Genomic DNA, 21,141 nt, shown 5'->3' on the forward strand with positions numbered 1-21,141 from the left:
AACTGCCGCGTCGATCTGGCCGAGCCCGGCCCGGATCGCCTCGGCCGCGTCAACCGAGAGCGTGCCGGCGGTGACGGCCCGGGCGATCGGCGCCTGCCACGGCACCTTCGCGACGAACCCGGCGACCTCGGCGGCATCGGTGTGGGGCGAGGAGAGCGCCGCCTCGACGAGCCTGTCGGCCGCCTCGGCATCGGCCATCATCGTGCCGACCGCGACCAGCTTGTACGCGTCGCCCTTCGACGAGCCGGTCGAGTTCTGGATCAGGGCCTCCGGGGAGAGATACCCCTGTTGCGCCGCCAAACCCGAGTGCCCGAGCTCCGGCCGGGAACGCTCGGCGATGGTCGCCGCCATCCAGGCGGCATAGGTCTCGACGAGACGACGGATCGCAGCGATTCGCTTCTGGCCGGCCAACACCTCGGCATCAGGAAGGGCCGAAAGGTCGGCACTCGAGGAACCCAGCCGGGCCACGGCATCAGCCGCCTGCCTGAGGTCATCCGCGAGATTGATCATGTTACGAGGATACCTCATTGCGAACACAGAGTCGAGAGTTTGGCAGTATTTCACGACTCAATGCACTGTAAGTTTAGAAGTTTTGTTCACAAATTCAGGGAGTGCCTCACCGGGTCTCGCCCAGCGCGACCACCGGGTCGGGAGCCCTCTGAGGCTGGGCGGCCGCACCATTGCTCCCGGGATCAGTCGGGCCTACCATCCGTCGCAGCCCCGCTTCGGCGCCGCCCTGTCACTCATTATCAATTCGACGGGTTCCGTGACCGTGCGTTCGAAGCCGCTCCTGACAGTGACGGATCTCGACGACGCCGCCAAGAAGACGCCGGCGTATCGGGCTCCCGGCCACTAGGTCTGCAGCGGCGTTCTCCCGTTCTCGCGGCGCATCCCTGGGCACGCGGATGCGGTGACGCCCCGAGCCGGATGGCTACCGGCTGACACCTACTCCGCCCAGTTGCCCGAAACGACGACGACCAGTTTGCAGCGTGGACATCGGTGACAGGACTCGAGCCCCTGAGCGGTGTCCACACCGTCGGGGGTCATTTCGGCCCCGCACGCCGGACACACCGGGCCGTCACCGTCGAGGGCGAAATCTTCCATTACCCCAGTCTGCGGCGTCCGTGCGGGCCGGTGCCGCGGCAACCGTCTCGCGCGCATCGTGCGCCGTTGCGCGCGTGGCACGCAAGGCGCGCAGCGGCGCAGCTCCGGCGCAGTTCCGGCGCGACGCCGACTGGCGGCGACGCGGCCAGGGAATCGGCACGCGAAGCGGAAAGGGGAACGAACGGGCACTGTGCCATGCTGGCCGAATCGACGATCGGGGGCTCTCAGTGGTGCGTGACCACGGCTCCGAGGACGCGTACTCGCTGGCCCAGCGCGATCCGGCCTACCTCGCGGCGGTTCGGGTCGCTTACTCGGGAGAGAAGAACGTGCTCAACGCCCTGTGGTGGGCGACTCACCCCTCCGAGGCGGCACCGGATGGCTCACCGTCCCCGGCAAACCAGCTGCGCGACCTCCAGAAGCGCGTCTTCGCGGCGAACGGCGACTCCGTCGGCGATCCGAGGGCCACCGCCGCACTGCGGGAGCTGCAGGCCACGGTGGCCGCCGACCGTGCCGCGATCGCCGCCGCGATCCGTGCGGCCGAATTCGAGGTCGACACCCAGCCGCCCCGCTCCCCCGGTGAGTCGACGGCACCGAGGGAGACGGGTCCCCGAACGATGCACGAGGGGACGAACGAGGGTTCGCTCCAACCGTTTTTCGAGGAGGTACTCGACGAGACTGCGCTGCCCGCCGGGGGACGCGACCGCAACTCCCTCCTGATTCTCGGCATCCTTGTCGCACTGGGTGTCGGTTTCGTCGTCGGCACTCAAACGAATGCCTCGCTCGTCACCGCATCGCCTTCCGCGGATCCCGTGAACGCGGAGGACACCTGCGGACAGGTGAGTGACGTTGTGACACTGATGCACAATGCCTACGGTTCGCTGCTCGCAGAGCCCTCAACCCAGCAGGAGTTCGAGGGAGCCGCACGGCTCGTTGCGCGGCTGAGCGCCCGCGTGGACACCGTGCCCGGCTCCGCGGTGGCGGACCAGGTGGAGGCTCTGAAGGGTCTGCTGCCGTCGGCGGCCAGCGAGCAAATCGATCCGCTGTCGACAGAGTGGGGGCAGGCTCTCGCCCGTGTCAGCGCGGCCTGCAGCGCTGCCGGGTTCGACATCAGCGTGGACGCCTGGATTGGCGGCTGACGGCACCGGCCCGGTCGGGAGCGCGATTTCTCGGATGCATGGACCTGCGGTTTGATGCCCTGGACTTTCCGTCGTGGGCGCCCGCGCCGCAGATCAGGCGGTGCGCCCCACGCCCGCCAGAATCGCGGCGCCGAGCTCGGCCGGCCTGGTGAACTGGAGCCAGTGCCCGGCGGGCAGGTCCACGTACTCGACGTCGTGCAGGCGGGCCAGCTCCGCCACTAACGGATACCCGGTGGCGATCCACTCGGTGAGCAGCGCGAACGGGATCTCGCAGGAGCGGTGCGGAGGCATGGGCTGCCGCGGGACATCCGGTGTGCCCGCGGCACCAACCTCGGAGATTTTCGCGCCACGCCGCACAGACTGGCTGGGGTGACCCAGTGTTTCCCGAAAAATCTCCGAGATAACGGCCAGCACGGCCTAGCGCGCACCGCCGCCGACATCACCGGCCGGGCAGGCCACGGATGCGTTCACGACGAGACCGATGACCGTCACGACGGCCCCGACGAAGACGATCCCGACCCTCGACCGTGGCGCTACCGGCATTCCCCGGCCGCACTTCGGCGGCCCTCCGAGTCAGGCAGAATGATCGCATGCCGAACAACGAGTGACCGCTGCGCTCTGTGAGCCAGGACCCGGACGCACCTGCGCTGCCGCGCGGCGCCTGGCCCGGCACCCTCGCCCCGATCGCGCAGCTCCTGGACAGCGGCCTCGAGCTGGGCCCGGTGACCGTCTTCGTCGGCGAGAACGGCGTCGGCAAGTCGACCCTCGTCGAGGCCATCGCGGGCGCCTACGGGATGGGCCCGGAAGGCGGATCGACCGGGTCCCGGCACACCACCCGTCGGAGCGAATCCACCCTCACCGACCACCTGCGGCTGACCCGGGGCCTCGGCGCCGGCCGCGGCGGCAGCGAGCCGGTGTTCCACGAGCGCTCGCACGGCGAATCCTTCCTCCACCTCGTCACGGCACGGTCCCGCTACCCGGGCTTGTGGATCCTCGACGAGCCGGCGTCGGCCCTCTCCTTCACCGGTTCTCTCGCCCTGATCCGCGGCCTGCAGGACATCCTGAACGCGGGCGGAGCCCGGGTCATCCTCTCGACGCACTCCCCGATCCTGGCGTCGCTCCCGGGCGCCGCCATCTACGAGGTCGGGCCCTGGGGTTACCGCCCGTGCGCCTGGGAAGATCTTGACCTGGTGCGCGACTGGCGCTCCTTCCTGGCGGCCCCGGAGCGCTACCTGCGGCACCTGATCTGACCCGGGGCAACCGACGGCCACCGGCCGCGACCGGCACCCGCTCTCACCATCGGCCGGGCCTCAGTTCTGCAGGAACGTGGTGACGTACGCCACCGTGTCGGCCGGGCTGACCCCCAGCTCCCGCAGCCGTTCGACATAGGTCTTTGCCGCGCCGAGCGCCTGCTGTTCGACCGAGTCCGGTGCGGCCTTGACGAAGGAACCGGCCCTGCCGCGGGTCTCGATGAACCCCCCAGCCTCGAGTTCCTTGTAGGCGCGCGCCACGGTGTTCGGCGCGAGCACCAGGTCAGCGGCGAGCCTGCGCACCGTGGGCAGGCGTGTCCCCGCGACCATGGCCCCGCTCCGGATGTGCGCAATGACCTGCACGCGCAGCTGGTCGAACGGCGGTGTCGCCGAGCGCGGGTCGATGCGGAGGATCACTGCGGGCCGACCGGGCGCGAACCGGCATCCGCGTGGAGGGTTCGCCGAAAGTGACGCCGTGACGAGGTGAGAACGGATGCGGCGGCACCCGCGCCCAGCACGGCCAGCCCGAACAGGTTGAACGCCTCCACGGAGGCTACGCCGCCACCGATTCCCGGTCGCACCGCCATCGCGATCTCCTGAACGCCGAAGAAGACACCAAAAGCACCGAGGAAGAACGCGGCGGCGACCAGATCCCGGATCGCGGCCGAGCGCATCGCATCGTCCCAGGCCAGCTCCTGCTCCGACGCCATGGTCTGGGGACGCGCGACGACGATGCGACCGCCGATTTCGAAGGCCGCGAGCGCCGCAAGGGCCAGCCCGGCCACGACGACCGCCACGCTGAAGGACTGCGGGAAGACGGAGAGCTGCAGCGTCCAAAAAACAGGCAGCACTACCAGCACACCGACGACCGCCAGGTTGAGGAATACGGTGCCACGAACGCCGACGCGTTCCCACCGCGGAACGTAATCGGCCAAGCGGGTGCGCCGCCCATGGGCAACCCGCTCACCCTCACCGGTCCTCGCCACCTCGCCGGCCACGGCTGCGATCGCGCCACCCAGCACCCCGACGATCACGAAACCGCCAAGCAGGAACACGGTGGCCGGACCACTGCGGTCCGCCCCGATGAAGTACACGAGGAAAATCGAGACGATCACGCCGAGGAATCCGCCGCCGGAGAAGCCCCGTACTCTCCGCACCTGGGCCGCCAAGACCATCGGATGCGAGGCGTGCGGCAGGCCGAGCCCGGCGACCGTTGACGCGTGGGCGACGAGCCGACGCTGCACGGCGGGAACGTGGGTCAAGACCCACAGCAGCACGCACGATCCCACGAGCAGACCGGCTGCCGTCCACGTGGACACGGCGACGTGGAAGATCATGTTGGACCAGACGTCACCGAGCATCAGATCCCCCCTTTGTGTTCTAAGTTTTGTATCACCTTATCAATACAAGTATAAATACACAATAGAGATCCCGGCGTGCTGCTGTTCTATCGCCGCGCCTTATGAGCTCGGAGCTCGACCTCCGGAGCTGGGGTGATTCGTCATTGACGTCCACGGTCACCTCGCGGATCGTGCCGGTGAACCAGTACGGTCTCGTGTACGCCGGCATCACCGGGGAGTCCGGGTCGGCATTCCCTTGCCCGCCTTCAGGTCGGGCGGTCCGGTCGGCAGGATGTCAGGGCAGGAGACGGTACAGAGTTCGCCCACGACGGAATCGTGCGCGTGATACGTCGCCGTCCTTGACATCGAACGAGTAACCCGCGGCCGGGCACGCACCGCCCGGCTCGGCTCGGTTCAGCGGGCCAGCATGTCCGGCAGCAGCGGCGAGAAGATCATGACGAAAGCCAGCACATTCAGGGCCACCGTGCCCCAGAACGCCTGCCGAAAACCGGCCTTCTTGGTTTTGTGCCGCAGCACCTGCTGCGCCACGATCGAGCCCGGCCAGCCGCCGGCGAATCCGAGCAGCAGCAGGGTGTTCTCCGGCACCCGCCAGCGCGCGGCGACCGCGGCGGACTTGTCCAAGGCGTAGGCGACGAAGCAGACGAGGCTGACGGCCAAATAGAACGCGGCCACCCAGATCGAGACCGGTCGGTAGGCGTCGACGACGAGATAGATCGACGTGAAGGCGACGATGGCGAGGTAGGCGCCGGCTCCCGAACCGGTGCGGGCGGGCATCCGTCGCCGCGTGCCGGTCTGCCTCGTTCGTGAGCTCTGCCGCCTGGGCCTGGTCTGCCTCATCTGTGTCTCCTCGCGGCAGCGGCTCAGTCGAGGAAGTCGCGAACGACGGTGTCGAGGGCCGCGACCGTCAACGCGATCGAGCCGATGTCGATGCGCTCGTCGTTGCCGTGGAACAGCTGCCGGAAGGTGCCGTAGTCCCAGTGCCGGCTGAGCAGGGCGAAACCGTAGGCAGGGACGCCGCGGCGGCGGTAGAACCGCGCATCGGAGCCGCCGACGCTGAGCACCGGGAGCAGGTCGGCATCGGGGTAGGCCCGGCGCACGGCCCGGCCGAGCGAGTGGAACAGCGGCGTGTCGACCGCGGACCGGGTCGCCGCGGCGAATTCGTCGCCCTCGATCGTGACGTCGTCGGCCAGGTCGCCGAGCGCCTCCCGCAGGTAGGCGTCGACGTCGGCGGCTGACAGGTCGGGCAGCACCCGGATATCGAGGGTGATCGTGGCGAGCGCGGGGATGACGTTGTCCTTCACCCCTGCCGTCACGATGTTGGGCGAGATGGTGGTGTGGGTGGATGCGTGCGCGAACCCGGCCAGGCTGCCGAGCTCGTTCAGGGCGCCATCGATCCGGTGCGGGTCGAGGAGGCGCGCGGCAAGGTCGGGTTCCAGTTCGAGGGCCTGCACATATCGGCGCCAGTCGGCGGTGATCTGCACCGGGGCGCGGTAGCGGGCCAGGCGCCCCACGGCATCCGCCGCGATCACCGCGGCGTTGCGCGCGCCCCACGGGGCCGACCCATGGCCGGGGGTGCCGCGCACGGAAAGCCGCCGACCGGCGATACCTTTTTCGCCGACGGCCGTCGAGATCAGCGGCCTCGGCCCGACCATGGCCCCGCCGGATTCGGTGAGCACGGCGTCCGCGTCGATCAGATCGAGCCGGTGCTCGGTGAGCCATTCCACGCCGAAGTGGCTGCCGTCTTCCTCGTCGGCAACCGCGGCGAAGATGAGGTCGCCGCGCGGCCGGAACGGTCCGGTCGCAATGGCCCGGGTGACGACCGCGTAACTGGCGGTCAGGTAGAGCATGTCGAGGGCGCCGCGTCCCCAGATCTCGCCGTCGATGATCTCGGCGCCGAAGGGGTCGCGGCTCCAGCCGCCGTCGTCGACCGGCACCACGTCGAGGTGGCCGACCAGGGCGAGCGTGGGAGCCGTGGGATCGGTGCCCCGGATGCGAGCGATCAGTGAGGCGCGGCCCGGATGCGGTTCGACCACCTCGAGGTCGAGTCCCGACCCGGCGAAGAACCCCTCGAGCGTACGCACGCTGCGAATCTCGCCGCCCGAATCGGGAGTGCCGTCGTTGACGCAGGCGTTGCGGATGAGGTCGCGCAGCAGGTCTACCGTCTGGCGGGTCAGGGCTTCATGGTCGCTCATGCGCACGCTGGACGGAGATGGTGCGCGACAGTCGATTCCATGGTGGCGGCCAGTCCTTTTGTAAAGTGCCTGAACTCTACCGGGTGAGATCGGCCGCGGCGCACGCCTGGGCGGCGGCCGCCCGGGAAACCGCGTAGCGGATGTGCACCCGGAGCGGTGAACCGACGGGAATCTTCGGATGCTGGAATTCGGCGGTCGCGGTCATCCCGAGTCGTTCCATCACGGCCCGCGACGGTTCGTTGATGACCGCCGTGATCGCCTGCACCTGTTCGAGCTCGAGCCGCCCAAAAGCGAAATCGAGGGCCGCCCGGGCGGCTTCGGTGGCGTAGCCCTGGCCCCAGAAGGAGCGGGCCAGCCGCCAGCCGACCTCGAGCCCGCCGGGTCCGGGGATGAACGCGGGCACGGGAGCGAGCCCGGTGAAGCCGATGAAGTCACCCGTCGACCGTTTCTCGAGCGCCCAGAGCCCGTAGCCGTGCGTCTCGAAGAGCCGGTCGGCCCGGCCGGCGAGCGCGTCGCTCTGGGCCCGGGTCAGCCGAGACGGGAAGTACCGCATCACCTCCGGGTCCTCCCCCATCGCGGCGAACGGCGCCAGGTCTGACTCCCGCCAGCGGCGCAGCAGGAGGCGGGCGGTGCGGGTCTCGAGCGGCATCCGTCCAGACTAGTGACCCGGACCCCCGCGGGTGGTCAGGGAATCCAGTTGAACTCGTCCGGGTCGGGGCCGGTGCGCTCGTTGCGGTTCAACGCCGTGATCGCAGCCAGGTCGTCGGCAGTCAATTCGAAGTCGAAGAGCGCGAAGTTCTCCTCGACCCGGCTGCGGGTGACGGACTTCGGGAACACGATGTCGCCACGCTGCAGGTGCCAGCGCAGGGTGACCTGAGCGGCAGAGCGGCCCAGGCGGCCGGCAATGGCCGTGATCACCGGGTCACCGAGCACCCTGCCCTGCGCGATGGGCGACCACGCCTCGGTCACGATGCCGTGCTGTGTGTTGAACGCGCGCACGTTGTCCTGGGTCAGGTACGGGTGCACCTCGATCTGGTTGACGGCCGGCACTGTGCCGGTCTCGTCGAGGAGGCGCCGCAGGTGCTGCGGCTGGAAGTTGGAGACGCCGATGGTCTTCACCCGCCCGGAGGCGTGCATCTCCTCCAACGCCTTCCAGGTCTCGACGAAGTCGCCGACGGCCGGCAGCGGCCAGTGGATCAGGAAGAGGTCGAGGTAGTCGAAGCCGAGGGTCTCGAGCGTCTGCTCGAAGGCGGCGAGGGCATCAGATCGGGAGTGGAAGCCGTTGTTGAGCTTGCTCGTGACGAACACGTCGGCCCGATCCAGGCCGGATTCGCGCACGGCCTCGCCGACGCCCTGCTCGTTGCCGTACATCTCGGCGGTGTCGATGTGGCGGTAGCCCACCTCGAGGGCGGCGAGCGTCGACCGCCTGGTGTCGGCCGGCTCAATTTGGTACACGCCGAACCCGAGCTGCGGGATCGTCTCTCCGTTGTTGAGGGTGATGCGGGGAACGGATGTCGTCGGTGCTGCGGTCATGTCGTAGAGCTCCTTTTGTCGACGAGGCGCACGGAGAAGACTGCGCGCCCCACCTTGACCTCAACGGCGCACGGTGACGCGAATTCCCCTTCAAGGCCGATCGACAGGCTCGAGACCCGGCGGGCGCCGGCGAGGTGCTCGGCGACCTCGACCTGACCATCGGGGGCAACGTCGATGATCTGCAGCCCGCGGCAGATGCCCAGCCGGCCGGCCGTGACAGTGGGCAACCGTGATACTCCTGCCTGGGCGGTGGACGGGCCTGCGTCGCCGTCCTATGCTCGATCTGGGAACGCCGGAGTGTCGATGGTGGTGTGAGGATGGGGTCCATGCGGTCACGGTGGTTGATTCCGGTCGCGGTTGCGGCGGTTCTGAGCTTTGCGATGTCCAGCGCGTCGGCGCCCACGGCGGCTTGGGCGCAAAACCCGGTCGACTTCGGCGCCAGCCACATCGTCGACACGGTCGACGCCGTCACCGCCCGCGCCGACGAGGTCACGGCCGCGTTCGACGAGCTCTATTCCGAGACCGGGGCCGACCTCTTCGTGGCCTACGTCGACAGTTTCACCGGGGTCGAGGACCGCGAGCAGTGGGCCGACCAGACGGCTGACAACAACGGCTTCGGCACCAACGACGTGCTGCTGGCCGTGGCGACGGATGACCGCCAGTACCAACTTTCCGTGGCCCCCGACTCCGCCCTGACGGATGCCCAGCTCCAGGAGATCGAGACCGTCGCCATCGAGCCGGCTCTGCGCCAGAACGACTGGGCTGGCGCCGCGATCGCCGCAGCCGAGGGTTTCTCCGCGGCTCTGCGGGGCGAGCCGGTCTCGATCGGCGAGATCACCCCCGGGGACGAAAGCCCCGGCGGCGGTGCGGGCGGGTTCCTCATCGTCGTGTTCGTGGTCATCGCCGTGCTGGTTCTTCTAGTCGTCGGAGCGGTCATTCTGCTCGCCCGACGCGGACGGGGACGTGCCCTGCCAGCCGGCGCCGGGGCGCCGACCGGGCTGCAGGCCCTGCCGACGCCCGAGCTCAAGCGGCGCGCCTCGAGCACCCTCGTACAGACCGACGACGCGATCCGTTCCAGTGAGCAGGAGCTCGGCTTCGCGGTCGCCCAGTACGGCACGGAGGTCACCGCCGCCTTCCGGGCCGCGCTCGAAACGGCGCAGAAGCAGCTCAGCCAGGCGTTCACCCTGCAGCAGAAGCTCGACGACGCCGAGTCCGACTCCGAAGAGCAGGCGCGCGCCTGGTACGCCGCGATCATCGACCTCTGCAGCCAGGCCAACCTCACCCTCGATGCGCAGGCCGACGACTTCGACGAACTGCGCCAGCTGGAGAAGAACGCGCCGGAGGTCGCCGCTGCCGTGTCCCAGGGTGCCGAGGCCGTGCGGGCCCGGCTCGCCGGCAGCGAGGAGAGCCTGGCGACCCTGGCCGCCCGGTACACCGACGTGGCGCTCGGCACGGTTGCCGACAACCCGGCCGAGGCCCGCGAGCGTCTCGCCTTCACGGAGACCGCTCTGGCCCGGGCCACCACCCGGCTGGGTGCCGGCGATACGGCGGCCGCGGCCGTGGACATCCGTGCGGCCGAGGAATCGGTCGACCAGGCGCGGTTGCTCCTGGACGCCGTGGACCGTCTGGGCACCGACCTCGCCGGCGCGACCCGGCAGCTGGCGGCCACGGTCGCCGAGCTGCAGACCGATCTGGTGACCGCGGGCAGCCTGCCTACGTCGACCGAGGCCGCCGCCGCGTTGCCGGGAGTGATCAGCCAGACCGAACACATTCTCGCCGAGGTGCGCGCTCGCTCCGCGGCCGGCCGGATCAACCCACTCGAGGTGATGGCGATGCTCGACGCCGCCAACACCGCGATGGATGCCGCACTGCAGGGCGTGCGGGACGCCGAGGCGCAGGCCCAGCGCGCCCGGGCCGCCCTCAACCAAAACCTGCTCGCCGCGCGCGCTCAGGTGTCGGCCGCGGAAGACTTCATCGGCGCTCGGCGCGGGGCGGTGGGCGCGGAGGCGCGCACCCGGGTCGCCGAGGCCGGCAGGGTTCTCGTGGAGGCCGAATCGCTGGCCGCCACCGACCCGGGTGCCGCTCTCGCCGCCTCGCAACGGGCCAACTCCCTGGCCGCGGCCGCCATCGCGGGCGCCCGGAACGACGTCGACGGGTTCGCCGGTCAGGTTCCGGGCGGCTACGGTCCCGGCTACCGAGCAGGCGGCAGCGGCGGGAACGGGGTCATGGGGGCCGTGCTCGGAGGAATCCTGATCAACACACTCCTCTCCGGCGGCGGGGGCGGCGGGGGCGGCGGGGGCGGCATGTTCGGTGGCGGCGGCCGGCGCGGCGGCGGCTTCGGCATGCCCGGCGGCTTCGGCGGTGCCGGTTCCCGCTCACGCCGGGGCGGGGGCGGGCGGTTCTAGAAACCGGCGCCGTCGCAGCCGTTTCAGCCGTCGCAGCCGTCGCAGCCCGCACGGCGGCCCACACGTCTTGACCAGCACAAACCGACACACTGGAGGTCAGCCGATGCTCCGGAACTCGAAAGGACACCGCACAATGACGAAACAGTCCATCTTTGGCCGTATTTCCCAGTTGGCGAAAGCGAACATCAACGCGCTTCTGGACTCCGCCGAGGACCCGCAGAAGATGCTCGACCAGATGGTTCGCGACTACACCAACAGCATCGCCGACGCGGAGAGCGCGATCGCCGAGACGATCGGCAACCTTCGCCTGCTCGAGGACGACTACCGGGAAGACGTCGAGGCAGCGACCGAGTGGGGCGGCAAAGCCCTGGCCGCGAGCCGCAAGGCCGACCAGCTGCGCACCGCCGGAAACGCGGCCGACGCCGACCGTTTCGACAACCTCGCCAAGGTCGCCCTCGGCCGTCAGCTGCAGTCGGAGAAAGAGGCGAAGCTGGCCGAGCCTCAGATTGCCTCGCAGACGGCCGTCGTGGCCCAGCTCAAGGACGGCCTCAACAAGATGAAGGAGAAGCTGAACCAGCTCTCCGCCAAGCGCAGCGAACTGATCGCCCGGTCGAAGACCGCCGAGGCGCAGACCAAGGTGATGGATGCCGTCAAGAGCATCGACCTGATGGACCCCACCAGCGAGGTCAGCCGCTTCGAGGACAAGATCCGCCGCGAGGAGGCCCGCGTTCGGGGCGCCAGCGAGCTGGCCGCGTCGAGCCTGGACGCCCAGTTCGAGAGCCTCGAGGACCTCGGCGAGCTCACCGAGGTCGACGCCCGCCTCGCCGCGCTCAAATCCGGCGGCGCCGGCTCCATCACGCAGTAGCCTCCAGCGCAACCGGGCGCCGACGGGAACATCCCGTCGGCGCCCTGCGTTGTTCCTAGCATGACAACTCTTGGAATCATCGGCGCCGGCAACATCGGCAGTCAGCTCGCACGACTCGGCGTGGCCAACGGATACGACGTGGTCGTGAGCAATTCGCGCGACCCCGAAACCCTCACTGACCTGATCGGCGAGCTCGGCCCGCACTCCCGCGCCGCGACCCCCGCCGAGGCCGCCACGGCCGGCGACCTCGTGGTCGTGACCATCCCGCTGAACCAGATCCACACCCTGCCCACGACGGAGCTGGCCGGCAAGCTCGTGATCGATACGAACAACTACTACCCGCAGCGCGACGGCGACATCGCCGCACTCGACGACGAGAGCACCACCACGGCCGAGCTGCTCCGCGATCGCCTGCCGGAGTCCACGATCGTGAAGGCGTTCAACCACATCTATGCTGCCGATCTCACCGAGCACGGTCAGCCGGCCGGGTCCGTCAACCGGCGCGCCCTGGTCATCGCCAGCGACGACGCCTCCGCCGCCGCTACCGTGACCGCACTGCTGGACCGCTTCGGCTACGACACCGTCAACGTCGGCGCGCTCAGCGAGGGCTGGCGCATCCAGCGGGACACCCCCGGCTACGGCCCGCGCTTGAACGCGGCCGAGTTGCGGGACGCGACGGACGCCGCTGCGCGCTACCGCGACCAATAGGCGCTGCGCGTAGATCGGCCCGATCCAGCACGAAAATCCCGCGCGCGGGGAAGCTCTGGGAGCATACTGAAGTATGGCTCCCTCCTTCGTTGTCGTGCCACAGTGGCAGGGTTCGGTTTCTCCGCGCGCGATGCGCCTGAGTGACGGGGCGGAGGCGATCCGAGGTGATCTTCCCTACTCCGTCACCCGTGAAGTGCCGGTGCCGGTCGAGGCCGGCGATTCTCTCGACACCGGCATCGACCGCTTCTCCACCCTGATGATGGTGCGCGAACGCCTCACGGCTGCACTGCACGGCGGCGCTGGCCCGGTGGTCACGATCGGCGGCGACAACGGGGTGTCCCTGGCGGCCGTCGAGCATGCGTCGCGGCAGCATCCTGATGACCTGGCCGTGGTCTGGCTCGACGCCCACCCCGACCTGCACACCCCCGACACCTCACCGTCCGGAGGTTTCACGGGGATGGTGCTGCGCGCCATCACCGGCGAGGGTGCCGCCGGCCTGACCCTCGACCCGGGTGAGCGCGTTCCTCTGGAACGCGTCGTGATCGGCGGCGCGCGCGCCATCGACCCGGCCGAGGACGCCCTGATCCGGGACCTCGGAATAGTGAGCCTCCCGGTCGAGGACCTCGACCCTCCCGACGCGCTCGTCGCGGCCCTGCGCGCCACGGGCGTGGGCACCTTCTACCTACACCTCGACCTGGACGTGCTCGACCCGTCGGCGCTGGCTGGCCTGGCCGACCTCTACCCGTTCGGGCTGAGCGTCGACACCCTGAACCGGCTGATCACCGCCCTGCGCGCCGAATTCGAACTGGCCGGCGCCACCATCGCCGGCTTCGCCCCGGCCTCGCCGGAGGCCGCCACCGACGACCTGCCGAGCATCCTGCGCATCATCGGCGCGCTGACCCGACCTGCTCAGCCATAGCATGGGACCGACGCGCCAGCGTCACGAGGCCAAGGGAGGCATCCGTGAACGAGCAGCACTCCGTTTCCGATCCGTCGAGGATCATCACCGAGAGGCGCGGGCACGTGCTGCTGATCGGGTTCAACCGCCCGGAGAAGCGCAACGCCGCCGATCTGGCGCTGCTGATGCAGTTGGCCCTCGCCTACGGTGAACTCGACCGCGACCCTGAGCTGCGGGTCGGCCTCGTCTACGCGGTCGGCGACCACTTCACCGCCGGTCTTGACCTGGCCGACATCGGCCCCCGGCTTGGCCCCGACGGCCTCGACATGGTGCCGCCCGGCGGCATCCATCCGTGGCAGGTCGACGGGCCAAGCGTGTCCAAGCCCGTGGTGATGGCCGTGCAGGGCACCTGCCTCACCCTCGGCATCGAGCTGATGCTCGCGAGCGACATCTCCGTGGCGTCAGAGTCCACCCGCTTCGGCCAGATCGAGGTGGCGCGCGGCATCCTGCCGTTCGGCGGCGCGACCATCCGCTTCCCGCGCGCGGCCGGCTGGGGCAACGCCATGCGCTGGATGCTCACCGGCGACATGTTCGACGCCCGCGAGGCCCACCGCATCGGGCTCGTGCAGGAGGTCGTGCCGGACGGCACCCAGTTCGAGCGCGCGCTGGAATTGGCCGAGCGGATCGCCGCCCAGGCCCCGCTGGCCGTGCAAGCCACGCTGGCCAACGCCCGCACGGCCGCGCGGGAGGGTGCCGCGGCCGCCGAGGCGGGGCTACAGCCGGCCCTGGCCCGCCTGGCCGCAACCGAAGATTCCCGCATCGGCATGGAGGCATTCGTCAGCCGCCGGCCGGCTACTTTCGTGGGTCGTTAGGCTGGCAGCACCACCTCATCGGAACTACAGCACCACTCAGCTGCACCACTGACCAAAGGAGAGACGGATGTCTGCCGCCGCCAGCACCACCCCATCTGACCCTGCCGCCAAGAGTTACGACGTCATCGTGATCGGCGCCGGCGCGGCGGGTGAGAACGTCGCCGACCGCACGACGCAGGCAGGCCTCCGCACCGTGATCATCGAGGCCGAGCTGGTCGGCGGCGAGTGCTCCTACTGGGCCTGCATGCCGTCGAAGGCGCTCCTGCGCAGCGGAGCGGCCCTCGCCGCAGCCCGGCGCGTCGCCGGTGCGGCCGAGGCCGTGACCGGCGACCTGGACATCGCGGCCGTTCTGCGCCGCCGCGACTCCTTCACGAGCAATTGGTCCGACGAGGGCCAGGTGCGCTGGCTGGAGAAGACCGGCATTACCCTGATGCGCGGCCACGCCCGCCTCACCGGCGTGCGGGAGGTGACCGTGACCGCTGACGACGGCACCACGACCGTGCTGGTCGCGGCGCACGCCGTGGTCGTCAGCACCGGGTCGGCGGCGCTGCTGCCCGATATTCCCGGTTTGGCAGCCGTGTCGCCGTGGACCAGCCGCGAGGCCACCAGCGCCCCCGGAATCCCGGACAGTCTGGCGATCATCGGCGGCGGCGTGGTCGCCGCCGAGATGGCCACCGCCTACGCCGGGCTCGGCGCCGAGGTCACGATGATCGTTCGGAGCGGTTTGCTCGGCGGTCAGGAGCCCTTCGCCGGTGAACTCGTGCTCGCGGCCCTCCGGGGGGCGGGCGTCACCGTGCTGACCGGGGTGTCGACCACCGGGGCGGCCCGCACCGCCGGCGGCGACGTGACCCTCACCCTCTCCAACGGCAGCGGGGTCACCGCGACCGAGGTACTCGTGGCCACCGGCCGGGTTCCCCGGAGCGCGGATGTCGGGCTCGAGACCGTGGGCCTCACACCGGGCGACTGGCTCGAGGTCGACGACACCCTGCTGGTGCGGGGCACCGCGCCGGACCTGACCCGGGACTGGCTGTATGCCGTCGGCGACATCAACCACCGGGCCCTCCTCACCCACCAGGGCAAGTACCAGGCCCGCGCGGCCGGTGACGTGATCGCGGCCCGGGCCGCCGGCAGGCCCGTCGACGACGCCCCGTGGGGATCGCACGTCGCCACAGCCGACCATGCCGCCGTGCCGCAGGTCACCTTCACCGACCCCGAAGTGGCATCTGTGGGACTGACCCAGGCTGCTGCCGAGAAGGCCGGGTTCCGCACCCGGGTGCTGGACTACAACCTGGGCCAGGTGGCCGGGGCATCCGTGCACGCCGACGGCTACACCGGGTCGGCGCGCGCGATCGTGGACCTCGACCGTGAGGTTCTGATCGGGGTCACCTTCGTGGGGCCGGATGTCGCGGAGCTGCTGCACGCGGCCACCATCGCCGTGGTCGGCGAGGTGCCCATCCGCAGGCTGTGGCACGCCGTGCCGAGCTACCCCACGCTGAGCGAGGTCTGGCTGCGGCTGCTCGAGGAGTACGGTCGTCCGTAGCCGCACTTTCGCCCTCGCGGCGCACTCGGTGGAGGCTGGCGCACTTTCCAACCCGCGCCACCTTCCACCACCTGCCCCGCGCCACCTTCGCCGTGAATCGATCATGGGAAACCCAGGCTTCTATCGTGGGGGCCACCTACGCTAGAGGAGTGCGCCGCATCCTCTTCGACTCCCCCATCAGCCGGGCCGGCTACCTCTACGCCACCACGGTCGGCGTGATCTGGGGTTGCATCTGGAGCACGGGTACGGTCGAGCGCCGAGGCGGCCTCATCGTTTTTCGCGGGATGCCCGCCTGGGCATTCGGACGCGGCGGAGCCTGTGTCGGCGGCTGCTACCTGACCAACCAGAACGTGTCGATGGCCATCCTCGAACACGAGGCCGTGCACAAACGCCAGTGGCAACGCTTCGGGATGGTTTTTCCGCTGCTCTACCTGGCGGCCGGCCTCAATCCGCTGCAGAACCGCTTCGAGATCGAGGCCGGCCTCAAAAAGGGCGGCTATGTCAAATAACCCGGAGGGACCCAGAATGACCGCACGCACCATCGTGATCACCGGCGCCAGCGACGGGATCGGCGCCGCCGCCGCCCGCGCCCTCAGCCAGTCCGGGGACCGAGTCGTGATCGTGGGCCGCTCGCCAGCCAAGACCGCCGCGGTCGCCGAGGCACTGGGTGCCGACTTCCTCGTGGCCGACTTCGCCTGCCTCGACGAGGTGCGCACCCTTGCCGCCGAGCTGCAGGAGCACTATCCGCGCATCGACATGCTCGCCAACAACGCCGGCGGCATCATGGGCGACCGCGTAACCACCGTTGACGGCTATGAGAAGACCTTCCAGGTCAACCACCTGGCTCCCTTTCTGCTCACCACGCTGTTGATGGACCGGCTCGTCGCCAGTCGGGCCCGGGTGATCAACACGTCCAGCGCCGCCAACCAGCTCTTCGGCAAGATCGACCTCGACGTTCTGCAGGGCGAGACGAAGTATTCCGCGAACAAGGCGTACGGCGACGCCAAGCTCGCGAACATCCTCTTCACCAGGGAACTCCACCGCCGCTACAGCGACGAGGGACTCACCACTGCAGCCTTCCACCCCGGCGTGGTGGCAACGAGCTTCTCCACCGGGTCGACGACCCTCATGCGCCTCATTTACCAGACTCCGCTCAAACGCCTGCTGCTCGGCGCTGAACAGGGAGCCGACACCCTGGTCTGGCTGGCCACCGCGACGCCGGGCACCGACTGGGCATCGGGCGAGTACTACGAGAAACGCCGCATCCAGAAGGCGAACAAGCAGGCCTACGACTCCCAGCTGGCCGCCGCCCTCTGGGAGCAGAGTTCCGCGCTGGTCGCCGCGCACTCGGCGCCTCTGGCCTCCTAGCCGGAGCCTCCGGCACGAGGCTTCCGGTGTCGGATTCGTGCGGGGTTCGGGTCGCGGTGCGGAACTCCAAACGGGAGAGACTTCGGCTGCGCACCGGGCTCGCCACTGCTCCGGACGATGGGCTCTGCCACCCTGCGTCCTGCCTCCCCGGGTCAGGGCGGCCCGCGTGCGCGTGTGGCCAACTCAGGACATCCGTCACCTGCAGTTACCCGCCGGTGCGGAGCAGTGCAGGATCCGCACGGATGTCCGGGAGGCCCGGACGGATCTCCTGAGTTGGCCACACGACGAGCCGGACGTGCCGGGGCACCCGTATGGTTCGGGCGCCCACCCTGAGCTCCCTCGTGGCCGAACCGGTGCAGCTCGGGGCCGGTAAACGTGGCCCGGATGAATGGGGACGACAGCCGGAGCACGTGCGCGGCCGAGTGGCGCAGAATGGTCGGCAGCTCGCGCGGGGGCGGGTGGCGCCGGGCGCATCCGTTGAGGTAAGCAAGTCCCAGGTATGAAATGCCTGACCTTACGAGAATCCACCGGTTCACGGTGGCAGATCGGGCCGGTGGCGCGCATGATGGTCTGGGGGCGTCGCGATCCCCAGTGAATGTCACCCCAGTGGAGGAACAGCATGAGCTACGCACACACCGTCACGGTCAATGTCTCGTTCGACGAAGCGGTCAGGATGGCCCGGGAAGCACTGGCCGACCAAGGATTCGGCATACTGACCGAAATCAACATGCAGTCCACCTTCGCCGCCAAGCTGGGCCAGGAGGCCGCCGACGCCGTCGGCGACTACCTGATTCTCGGCGCCTGCAATCCCGCCCTGGCCCAGCGGGCCGTGACAGCCGACCCTGGCATCGGCGCTCTGCTCCCCTGCAACGTGGTCGTGCGCCGCCACGCGGGGGCCGGTGAAACCACCGTGGAAGCCCTCGACCCGGCCATCATGGCGCAGCTCAGCACGAAACCGGAGATCAAGCAGGTCTCCATCGAAGCGGATGCCCGGCTGCGCGCGGCCCTCGCCGCCGTGCTCGCCGGCGCCGCGCAGTAACCTTGGGCCAGGCTTGATCAGGCGGGAAAACGTTGACCAGCGGGGGAATCAATGAACGAACGCACCGAACAGGTGATCGGACCCGGTCCAGGATCCGGGGCGGCGTCGCCCTGACAGTGCTGGCGGGACTGCTGCTGAGTGCCTGCTCCTCGACCCCCGCACCGGGGTCCACCCCCACGCCCACCGTGTCGACGATCGTGATGAGCGGCTCCCGACTGGTCAGCCAGACCCCCGACGGGCAGACCGTGCAGACCGCGGTCTTGGACGACGGCCCCGACACGGCCATCGCCTTGCTCACGAACGCCTTCGGAACGTCGCCGATCCAAACCGAGATGACTCGGGACGAAGCCTGTGATGCGCCTTCGACCCACTATGTCTGGGACGACGCAATGCTCTCCGTGTCGTCCATCGGGTTCACGGTCAGGTTCAGCGGCCCCTCCGTAGCGGGGATAGCCCTTCGGAGCAGCGGTGGATTCGCGGTCGGCGACAATGCCCAGGCCTTCTTCGATGCGCTCCCGGAGGATCAGGCGCACGATGAATACAACGACGGTTCAGGACCCTTCGTCTACGACAAGGTGGCTGACGGTGCCCCCTGGGGTGAGGACGGCTCCGCCTTCGGCGGAGTGGCCCTGCTCCAGCCGGGCGGTGTCGTGAAGGCGATCGTCGCGCCGGACACGACGCGCGCCTTCTACTGCTGACGCCGGGCCACCGGCGCACCGGATAGGAAGCGGGACACGGGAGCGGGACACGAGAAAGCCCCACCTCGACGAGGTCGGGCTTTCTCGGTCAAGCGGATGCTGCTACGGGGCGGCGTACCCGGCTGCGGCCTCGGCCAGCAGGTCGGCTTCGGCCCAGGTCGCGAGGTTCGCGCGCAGCTTCACGCCGAGGTCGGCGTCGACGCTGGTCCAGTATGCGATGGCCCGCTCGGTCACCTCGGGGCGCTCCACCCCGCTGATCGCGCCGGTGATGGTGTCGAGGAAGCGCGCCTTTGCGGCGTCGTCGTAGACCTCGCGGTACAGCGTCCCGGCCTGGCCGAAGTCGCTGTCTTCGCTGCGCAGCTGCGCGGCGGCGCGCATGAGCTCACCGTCGTTCTCCCAGCTTCCGTCGGTTGCCGCCTGCGGGTCGGCCACCGGGCCGCCCAGCGAGTTCGGAGCGTAGTTCGGGGCATCCGTCGCATTGAAGTGATAGCGGGCGGCGCCATCCTGCGAGTAGTTGTTCACGGGGGACTTCGCTGCGTTGACCGGCAGCTGGCTGAAGTTAGTGCCAACACGGTAGCGCTGCGCGTCCGGGTAGGAGAAAATGCGCGCCATCAGCATCTTGTCGGGGCTCGCCGCGATGCCGGGCACGAAGTTCGCCGGGGAGAACGCGGCCTGCTCGATCTCAGCAAAGAAGTTCTCCGGGTTGCGGTTCAGGGTGTGCGTGCCGATTTTGACCAGCGGGTAGTCTGCGTGCGGCCACACCTTGGTGATGTCGAACGGGTTGAACCGGTAGGCCTTGGCGTCGTCGTACGGCATGATCTGCACCGAGACGTCCCAGGACGGGAAGTTTCCGGCATCGATGGCGTCGAAGAGGTCGCGCCGGTAGTAGTCGGCGTCGGCCCCGGCGATAAGCTCAGCCTCCGAGCCCTCCATCTCGATGTTGCCCTGGTTGGAGGTGAAGTGGTACTTGACCCAGAAGCGCTCACCGGCTGCGTTGATCCACTGGTAGGTGTGCGAGCCGAAGCCGGGCATCTCGCGCCAGGAGCGCGGCAGGCCGCGGTCGCCCATCAGGTAGGTGACCTGGTGCGCGGACTCCGGGGAGAGGGTCCAGAAGTCCCACTGCATGGTCGCGTCGCGCAGGCCGGAGCCCGGCAGGCGCTTCTGCGAGTGGATGAAATCGGGGAACTTGATACCGTCGCGGATGAAGAACACCGGTGTGTTGTTGCCGACGATGTCGTAGTTGCCCTCGGAGGTGTAGAACTTCACCGAGAAGCCGCGCACGTCGCGCCAGGTGTCGGGGCTGCCCTGCTCGCCGGCGACGCTGGAGAAGCGCTGCAGGGTCTCGGTGGTCGCTCCCGGTTGGAAGAGCGCGGCGCGGGTATACGCGGAGACGTCTCCGGTCACCTCGAAGAGGCCGTGCGCTCCGCCGCCCTTGGCATGCACGATGCGCTCCGGAATGCGCTCGCGGTTGAACTGGGCGAGCTTCTCGACCAGGTAGACGTCGTGCAGGGCAGTGACTCCCTCGGTTCCAACGGTCAGGGAGTGCTCGTCGCTGGCGACGGGCGTTCCCGTCTGCGTGGTGGTGGGCTTGATTGTCATCGTGCTCCTTCGTTGGACAGCGGTGCAGGTGTGGAAAGCGCGGTAAGTGTGGCGGTCTGACAGGCGGGGCAGAGACCCCAGTAGGTGACCTCAGCGGTGTGCACGGTGAATCCGGAGGTGTTCGAGGGCGTTAGGCAGGGGGACGCACCCACGGCGCAGTCGACGTCGTGCACGGCGCTGCACCGGGTGCAGACAATGTGGTGGTGGTTGTCGCCGACCCGGCGTTCGAAGAGAGCCGGGGAGCCGGCCGGCTCGATCTTGCGGGCGATCCCTGCGCCGGTGAAGGCCGCGAGCACACCGTAGACCGCCTGCAGTGAGGTGCCCGGCAGCTCGGCTCGAACCGTGGCGTAGAGCCGCTCCGCGGTCGAGTGCGGGGCCTGGTCGAGAACACGCAGCACCGCTAAGCGGGGCCCGGTGACCTTGAGCCCAGACGCCCGGATGCTGTCGGCGAGCGGGCCGGACGCCTCAACCGCCCGCATCCGCCCTGTTTCCGTCATGCACCCCACGCTAACAGTTGTTTTGAATTACTCAAAACAATTGGCGACCACCGGGCGTGGCGCACGCGGGTTGCTC

The 21,141-nt window shown here is 69.3% G+C and carries 25 protein-coding genes and 1 pseudogene; 13 read left to right on the top strand and 13 right to left on the bottom strand.

The annotated features are described in order from the left end of the window. A pseudogene (locus E3O62_RS02050) lies at positions 1–510 on the bottom strand (hypothetical protein); the annotation flags it as partial. Between the two features lie 82 nt (positions 511–592). Between E3O62_RS02050 and E3O62_RS16965 the strand changes: the two are divergent. Then, positions 593–856 carry a hypothetical protein gene (locus E3O62_RS16965; protein WP_241973265.1) on the top strand — a complete coding sequence of 88 codons (264 nt, stop codon included), beginning with the start codon at positions 593–595 and terminating at the stop codon, positions 854–856. Positions 857–945: 89 nt separating this feature from the next. Here the strand turns inward: E3O62_RS16965 and E3O62_RS16470 are convergent, their stop codons facing one another. After that, positions 946–1,104, bottom strand: a complete 159-nt coding sequence (locus E3O62_RS16470) for a hypothetical protein (RefSeq protein WP_166786392.1) — start codon at positions 1,102–1,104, stop codon at positions 946–948. Positions 1,105–1,331: 227 nt separating this feature from the next. Here E3O62_RS16470 and E3O62_RS02060 point away from each other — a divergent pair, with 227 nt between their 5' ends. Continuing rightward, positions 1,332–2,240: a hypothetical protein gene (locus tag E3O62_RS02060; protein WP_134397370.1), complete on the top strand. Its 909-nt coding sequence runs from the start codon at positions 1,332–1,334 to the stop codon at positions 2,238–2,240. 93 nt (positions 2,241–2,333) lie between these two features. Here E3O62_RS02060 and E3O62_RS02065 read toward each other — a convergent pair whose 3' ends face one another. After that, the gene (locus E3O62_RS02065) at positions 2,334–2,531 is read right to left on the bottom strand and encodes a hypothetical protein (protein WP_174720097.1); all 198 of its coding nucleotides are present in this window, start codon (positions 2,529–2,531) and stop codon (positions 2,334–2,336) included. Positions 2,532–2,657: 126 nt separating this feature from the next. Further along, positions 2,658–2,783 carry a hypothetical protein gene (locus tag E3O62_RS17290; RefSeq protein ID WP_255573694.1) on the bottom strand — a complete coding sequence of 42 codons (126 nt, stop codon included), beginning with the start codon at positions 2,781–2,783 and terminating at the stop codon, positions 2,658–2,660. Positions 2,784–2,860: 77 nt separating this feature from the next. Here E3O62_RS17290 and E3O62_RS02070 point away from each other — a divergent pair, with 77 nt between their 5' ends. Further along, positions 2,861–3,490: an ATP-binding cassette domain-containing protein gene (locus E3O62_RS02070; RefSeq protein ID WP_241973266.1), complete on the top strand. Its 630-nt coding sequence runs from the start codon at positions 2,861–2,863 to the stop codon at positions 3,488–3,490. A gap of 60 nt (positions 3,491–3,550) precedes the next feature. On the opposite strand, the gene E3O62_RS02075 is transcribed toward E3O62_RS02070, so the two are convergent. The 7 genes from E3O62_RS02075 to E3O62_RS02105 form a co-directional block, all read right to left on the bottom strand. After that, entirely contained in the window at positions 3,551–3,907 is a 357-nt protein-coding gene (locus tag E3O62_RS02075; protein WP_347232367.1) for a GntR family transcriptional regulator, read from the bottom strand. Then, the gene (locus E3O62_RS02080) at positions 3,904–4,851 is read right to left on the bottom strand and encodes a hypothetical protein (RefSeq protein WP_134397372.1); all 948 of its coding nucleotides are present in this window, start codon (positions 4,849–4,851) and stop codon (positions 3,904–3,906) included. Before E3O62_RS02080 ends, E3O62_RS02075 begins: the two co-directional genes overlap by 4 nt. 393 nt (positions 4,852–5,244) lie before the next feature. Beyond that, the gene (locus E3O62_RS02085; protein WP_134397373.1) at positions 5,245–5,688 is read right to left on the bottom strand and encodes a DUF1294 domain-containing protein; all 444 of its coding nucleotides are present in this window, start codon (positions 5,686–5,688) and stop codon (positions 5,245–5,247) included. A 23-nt stretch (positions 5,689–5,711) separates the two neighbouring features. Next, on the bottom strand, positions 5,712–7,043 hold the full coding sequence (locus E3O62_RS02090; protein ID WP_134397374.1) for a M20/M25/M40 family metallo-hydrolase: 1,332 nt from the start codon (positions 7,041–7,043) through the stop codon (positions 5,712–5,714). A gap of 76 nt (positions 7,044–7,119) precedes the next feature. Next, positions 7,120–7,692: a GNAT family N-acetyltransferase gene (locus E3O62_RS02095; protein ID WP_134395956.1), complete on the bottom strand. Its 573-nt coding sequence runs from the start codon at positions 7,690–7,692 to the stop codon at positions 7,120–7,122. A gap of 35 nt (positions 7,693–7,727) precedes the next feature. Then, the gene (locus E3O62_RS02100) at positions 7,728–8,576 is read right to left on the bottom strand and encodes an aldo/keto reductase (RefSeq protein WP_134395957.1); all 849 of its coding nucleotides are present in this window, start codon (positions 8,574–8,576) and stop codon (positions 7,728–7,730) included. After that, a complete protein-coding gene (locus tag E3O62_RS02105) occupies positions 8,573–8,803 on the bottom strand; it encodes a hypothetical protein (RefSeq protein ID WP_134397375.1) in 231 nt (76 codons plus the stop codon). Before E3O62_RS02105 ends, E3O62_RS02100 begins: the two co-directional genes overlap by 4 nt. A 99-nt stretch (positions 8,804–8,902) precedes the next feature. Here E3O62_RS02105 and E3O62_RS02110 point away from each other — a divergent pair, with 99 nt between their 5' ends. The 10 genes from E3O62_RS02110 to E3O62_RS02155 all read left to right on the top strand — a co-directional run bounded on the left by E3O62_RS02110 (position 8,903) and on the right by E3O62_RS02155 (position 18,969). Beyond that, positions 8,903–10,981, top strand: coding sequence for a TPM domain-containing protein (locus tag E3O62_RS02110; RefSeq protein WP_134397376.1), 2,079 nt, complete (start codon positions 8,903–8,905; stop codon positions 10,979–10,981). A 133-nt stretch (positions 10,982–11,114) separates the two neighbouring features. Continuing rightward, positions 11,115–11,846 carry a PspA/IM30 family protein gene (locus E3O62_RS02115; protein WP_134395959.1) on the top strand — a complete coding sequence of 244 codons (732 nt, stop codon included), beginning with the start codon at positions 11,115–11,117 and terminating at the stop codon, positions 11,844–11,846. 60 nt (positions 11,847–11,906) lie between these two features. Continuing rightward, positions 11,907–12,554, top strand: coding sequence for an NADPH-dependent F420 reductase (locus tag E3O62_RS02120; protein WP_134397377.1), 648 nt, complete (start codon positions 11,907–11,909; stop codon positions 12,552–12,554). Between the two features lie 73 nt (positions 12,555–12,627). Beyond that, positions 12,628–13,473 (top strand): arginase family protein, encoded by an 846-nt coding sequence (locus E3O62_RS02125; protein ID WP_134395961.1) that lies wholly within the window; start codon positions 12,628–12,630, stop codon positions 13,471–13,473. A 44-nt stretch (positions 13,474–13,517) separates the two neighbouring features. Next, positions 13,518–14,324 carry a crotonase/enoyl-CoA hydratase family protein gene (locus E3O62_RS02130; RefSeq protein WP_241973267.1) on the top strand — a complete coding sequence of 269 codons (807 nt, stop codon included), beginning with the start codon at positions 13,518–13,520 and terminating at the stop codon, positions 14,322–14,324. Between the two features lie 67 nt (positions 14,325–14,391). Next, on the top strand, positions 14,392–15,864 hold the full coding sequence (locus tag E3O62_RS02135; RefSeq protein WP_134397378.1) for an NAD(P)/FAD-dependent oxidoreductase: 1,473 nt from the start codon (positions 14,392–14,394) through the stop codon (positions 15,862–15,864). A 125-nt stretch (positions 15,865–15,989) separates the two neighbouring features. Then, positions 15,990–16,373, top strand: coding sequence for a Fe-S oxidoreductase (locus E3O62_RS02140; RefSeq protein ID WP_134395963.1), 384 nt, complete (start codon positions 15,990–15,992; stop codon positions 16,371–16,373). 16 nt (positions 16,374–16,389) lie between these two features. After that, on the top strand, positions 16,390–17,232 hold the full coding sequence (locus E3O62_RS02145) for an SDR family NAD(P)-dependent oxidoreductase (RefSeq protein ID WP_134395964.1): 843 nt from the start codon (positions 16,390–16,392) through the stop codon (positions 17,230–17,232). Between the two features lie 619 nt (positions 17,233–17,851). Next, positions 17,852–18,271: a DUF302 domain-containing protein gene (locus E3O62_RS02150; protein WP_134395965.1), complete on the top strand. Its 420-nt coding sequence runs from the start codon at positions 17,852–17,854 to the stop codon at positions 18,269–18,271. Positions 18,272–18,387: 116 nt separating this feature from the next. Beyond that, a complete protein-coding gene (locus tag E3O62_RS02155; RefSeq protein ID WP_134395966.1) occupies positions 18,388–18,969 on the top strand; it encodes a hypothetical protein in 582 nt (193 codons plus the stop codon). Between the two features lie 102 nt (positions 18,970–19,071). Here E3O62_RS02155 and E3O62_RS02160 read toward each other — a convergent pair whose 3' ends face one another. Both E3O62_RS02160 and E3O62_RS02165 read right to left on the bottom strand, forming a co-directional pair. Then, positions 19,072–20,568 carry a catalase gene (locus tag E3O62_RS02160; protein WP_134397379.1) on the bottom strand — a complete coding sequence of 499 codons (1,497 nt, stop codon included), beginning with the start codon at positions 20,566–20,568 and terminating at the stop codon, positions 19,072–19,074. Further along, the gene (locus E3O62_RS02165) at positions 20,565–21,065 is read right to left on the bottom strand and encodes a Fur family transcriptional regulator (protein ID WP_241973268.1); all 501 of its coding nucleotides are present in this window, start codon (positions 21,063–21,065) and stop codon (positions 20,565–20,567) included. Before E3O62_RS02165 ends, E3O62_RS02160 begins: the two co-directional genes overlap by 4 nt. Positions 21,066–21,141: the final 76 nt, after the last annotated feature.

Source organism: Cryobacterium sp. TMT2-15-1 (assembly GCF_004402345.1).
GTDB lineage: Bacteria > Actinomycetota > Actinomycetes > Actinomycetales > Microbacteriaceae > Cryobacterium > Cryobacterium sandaracinum.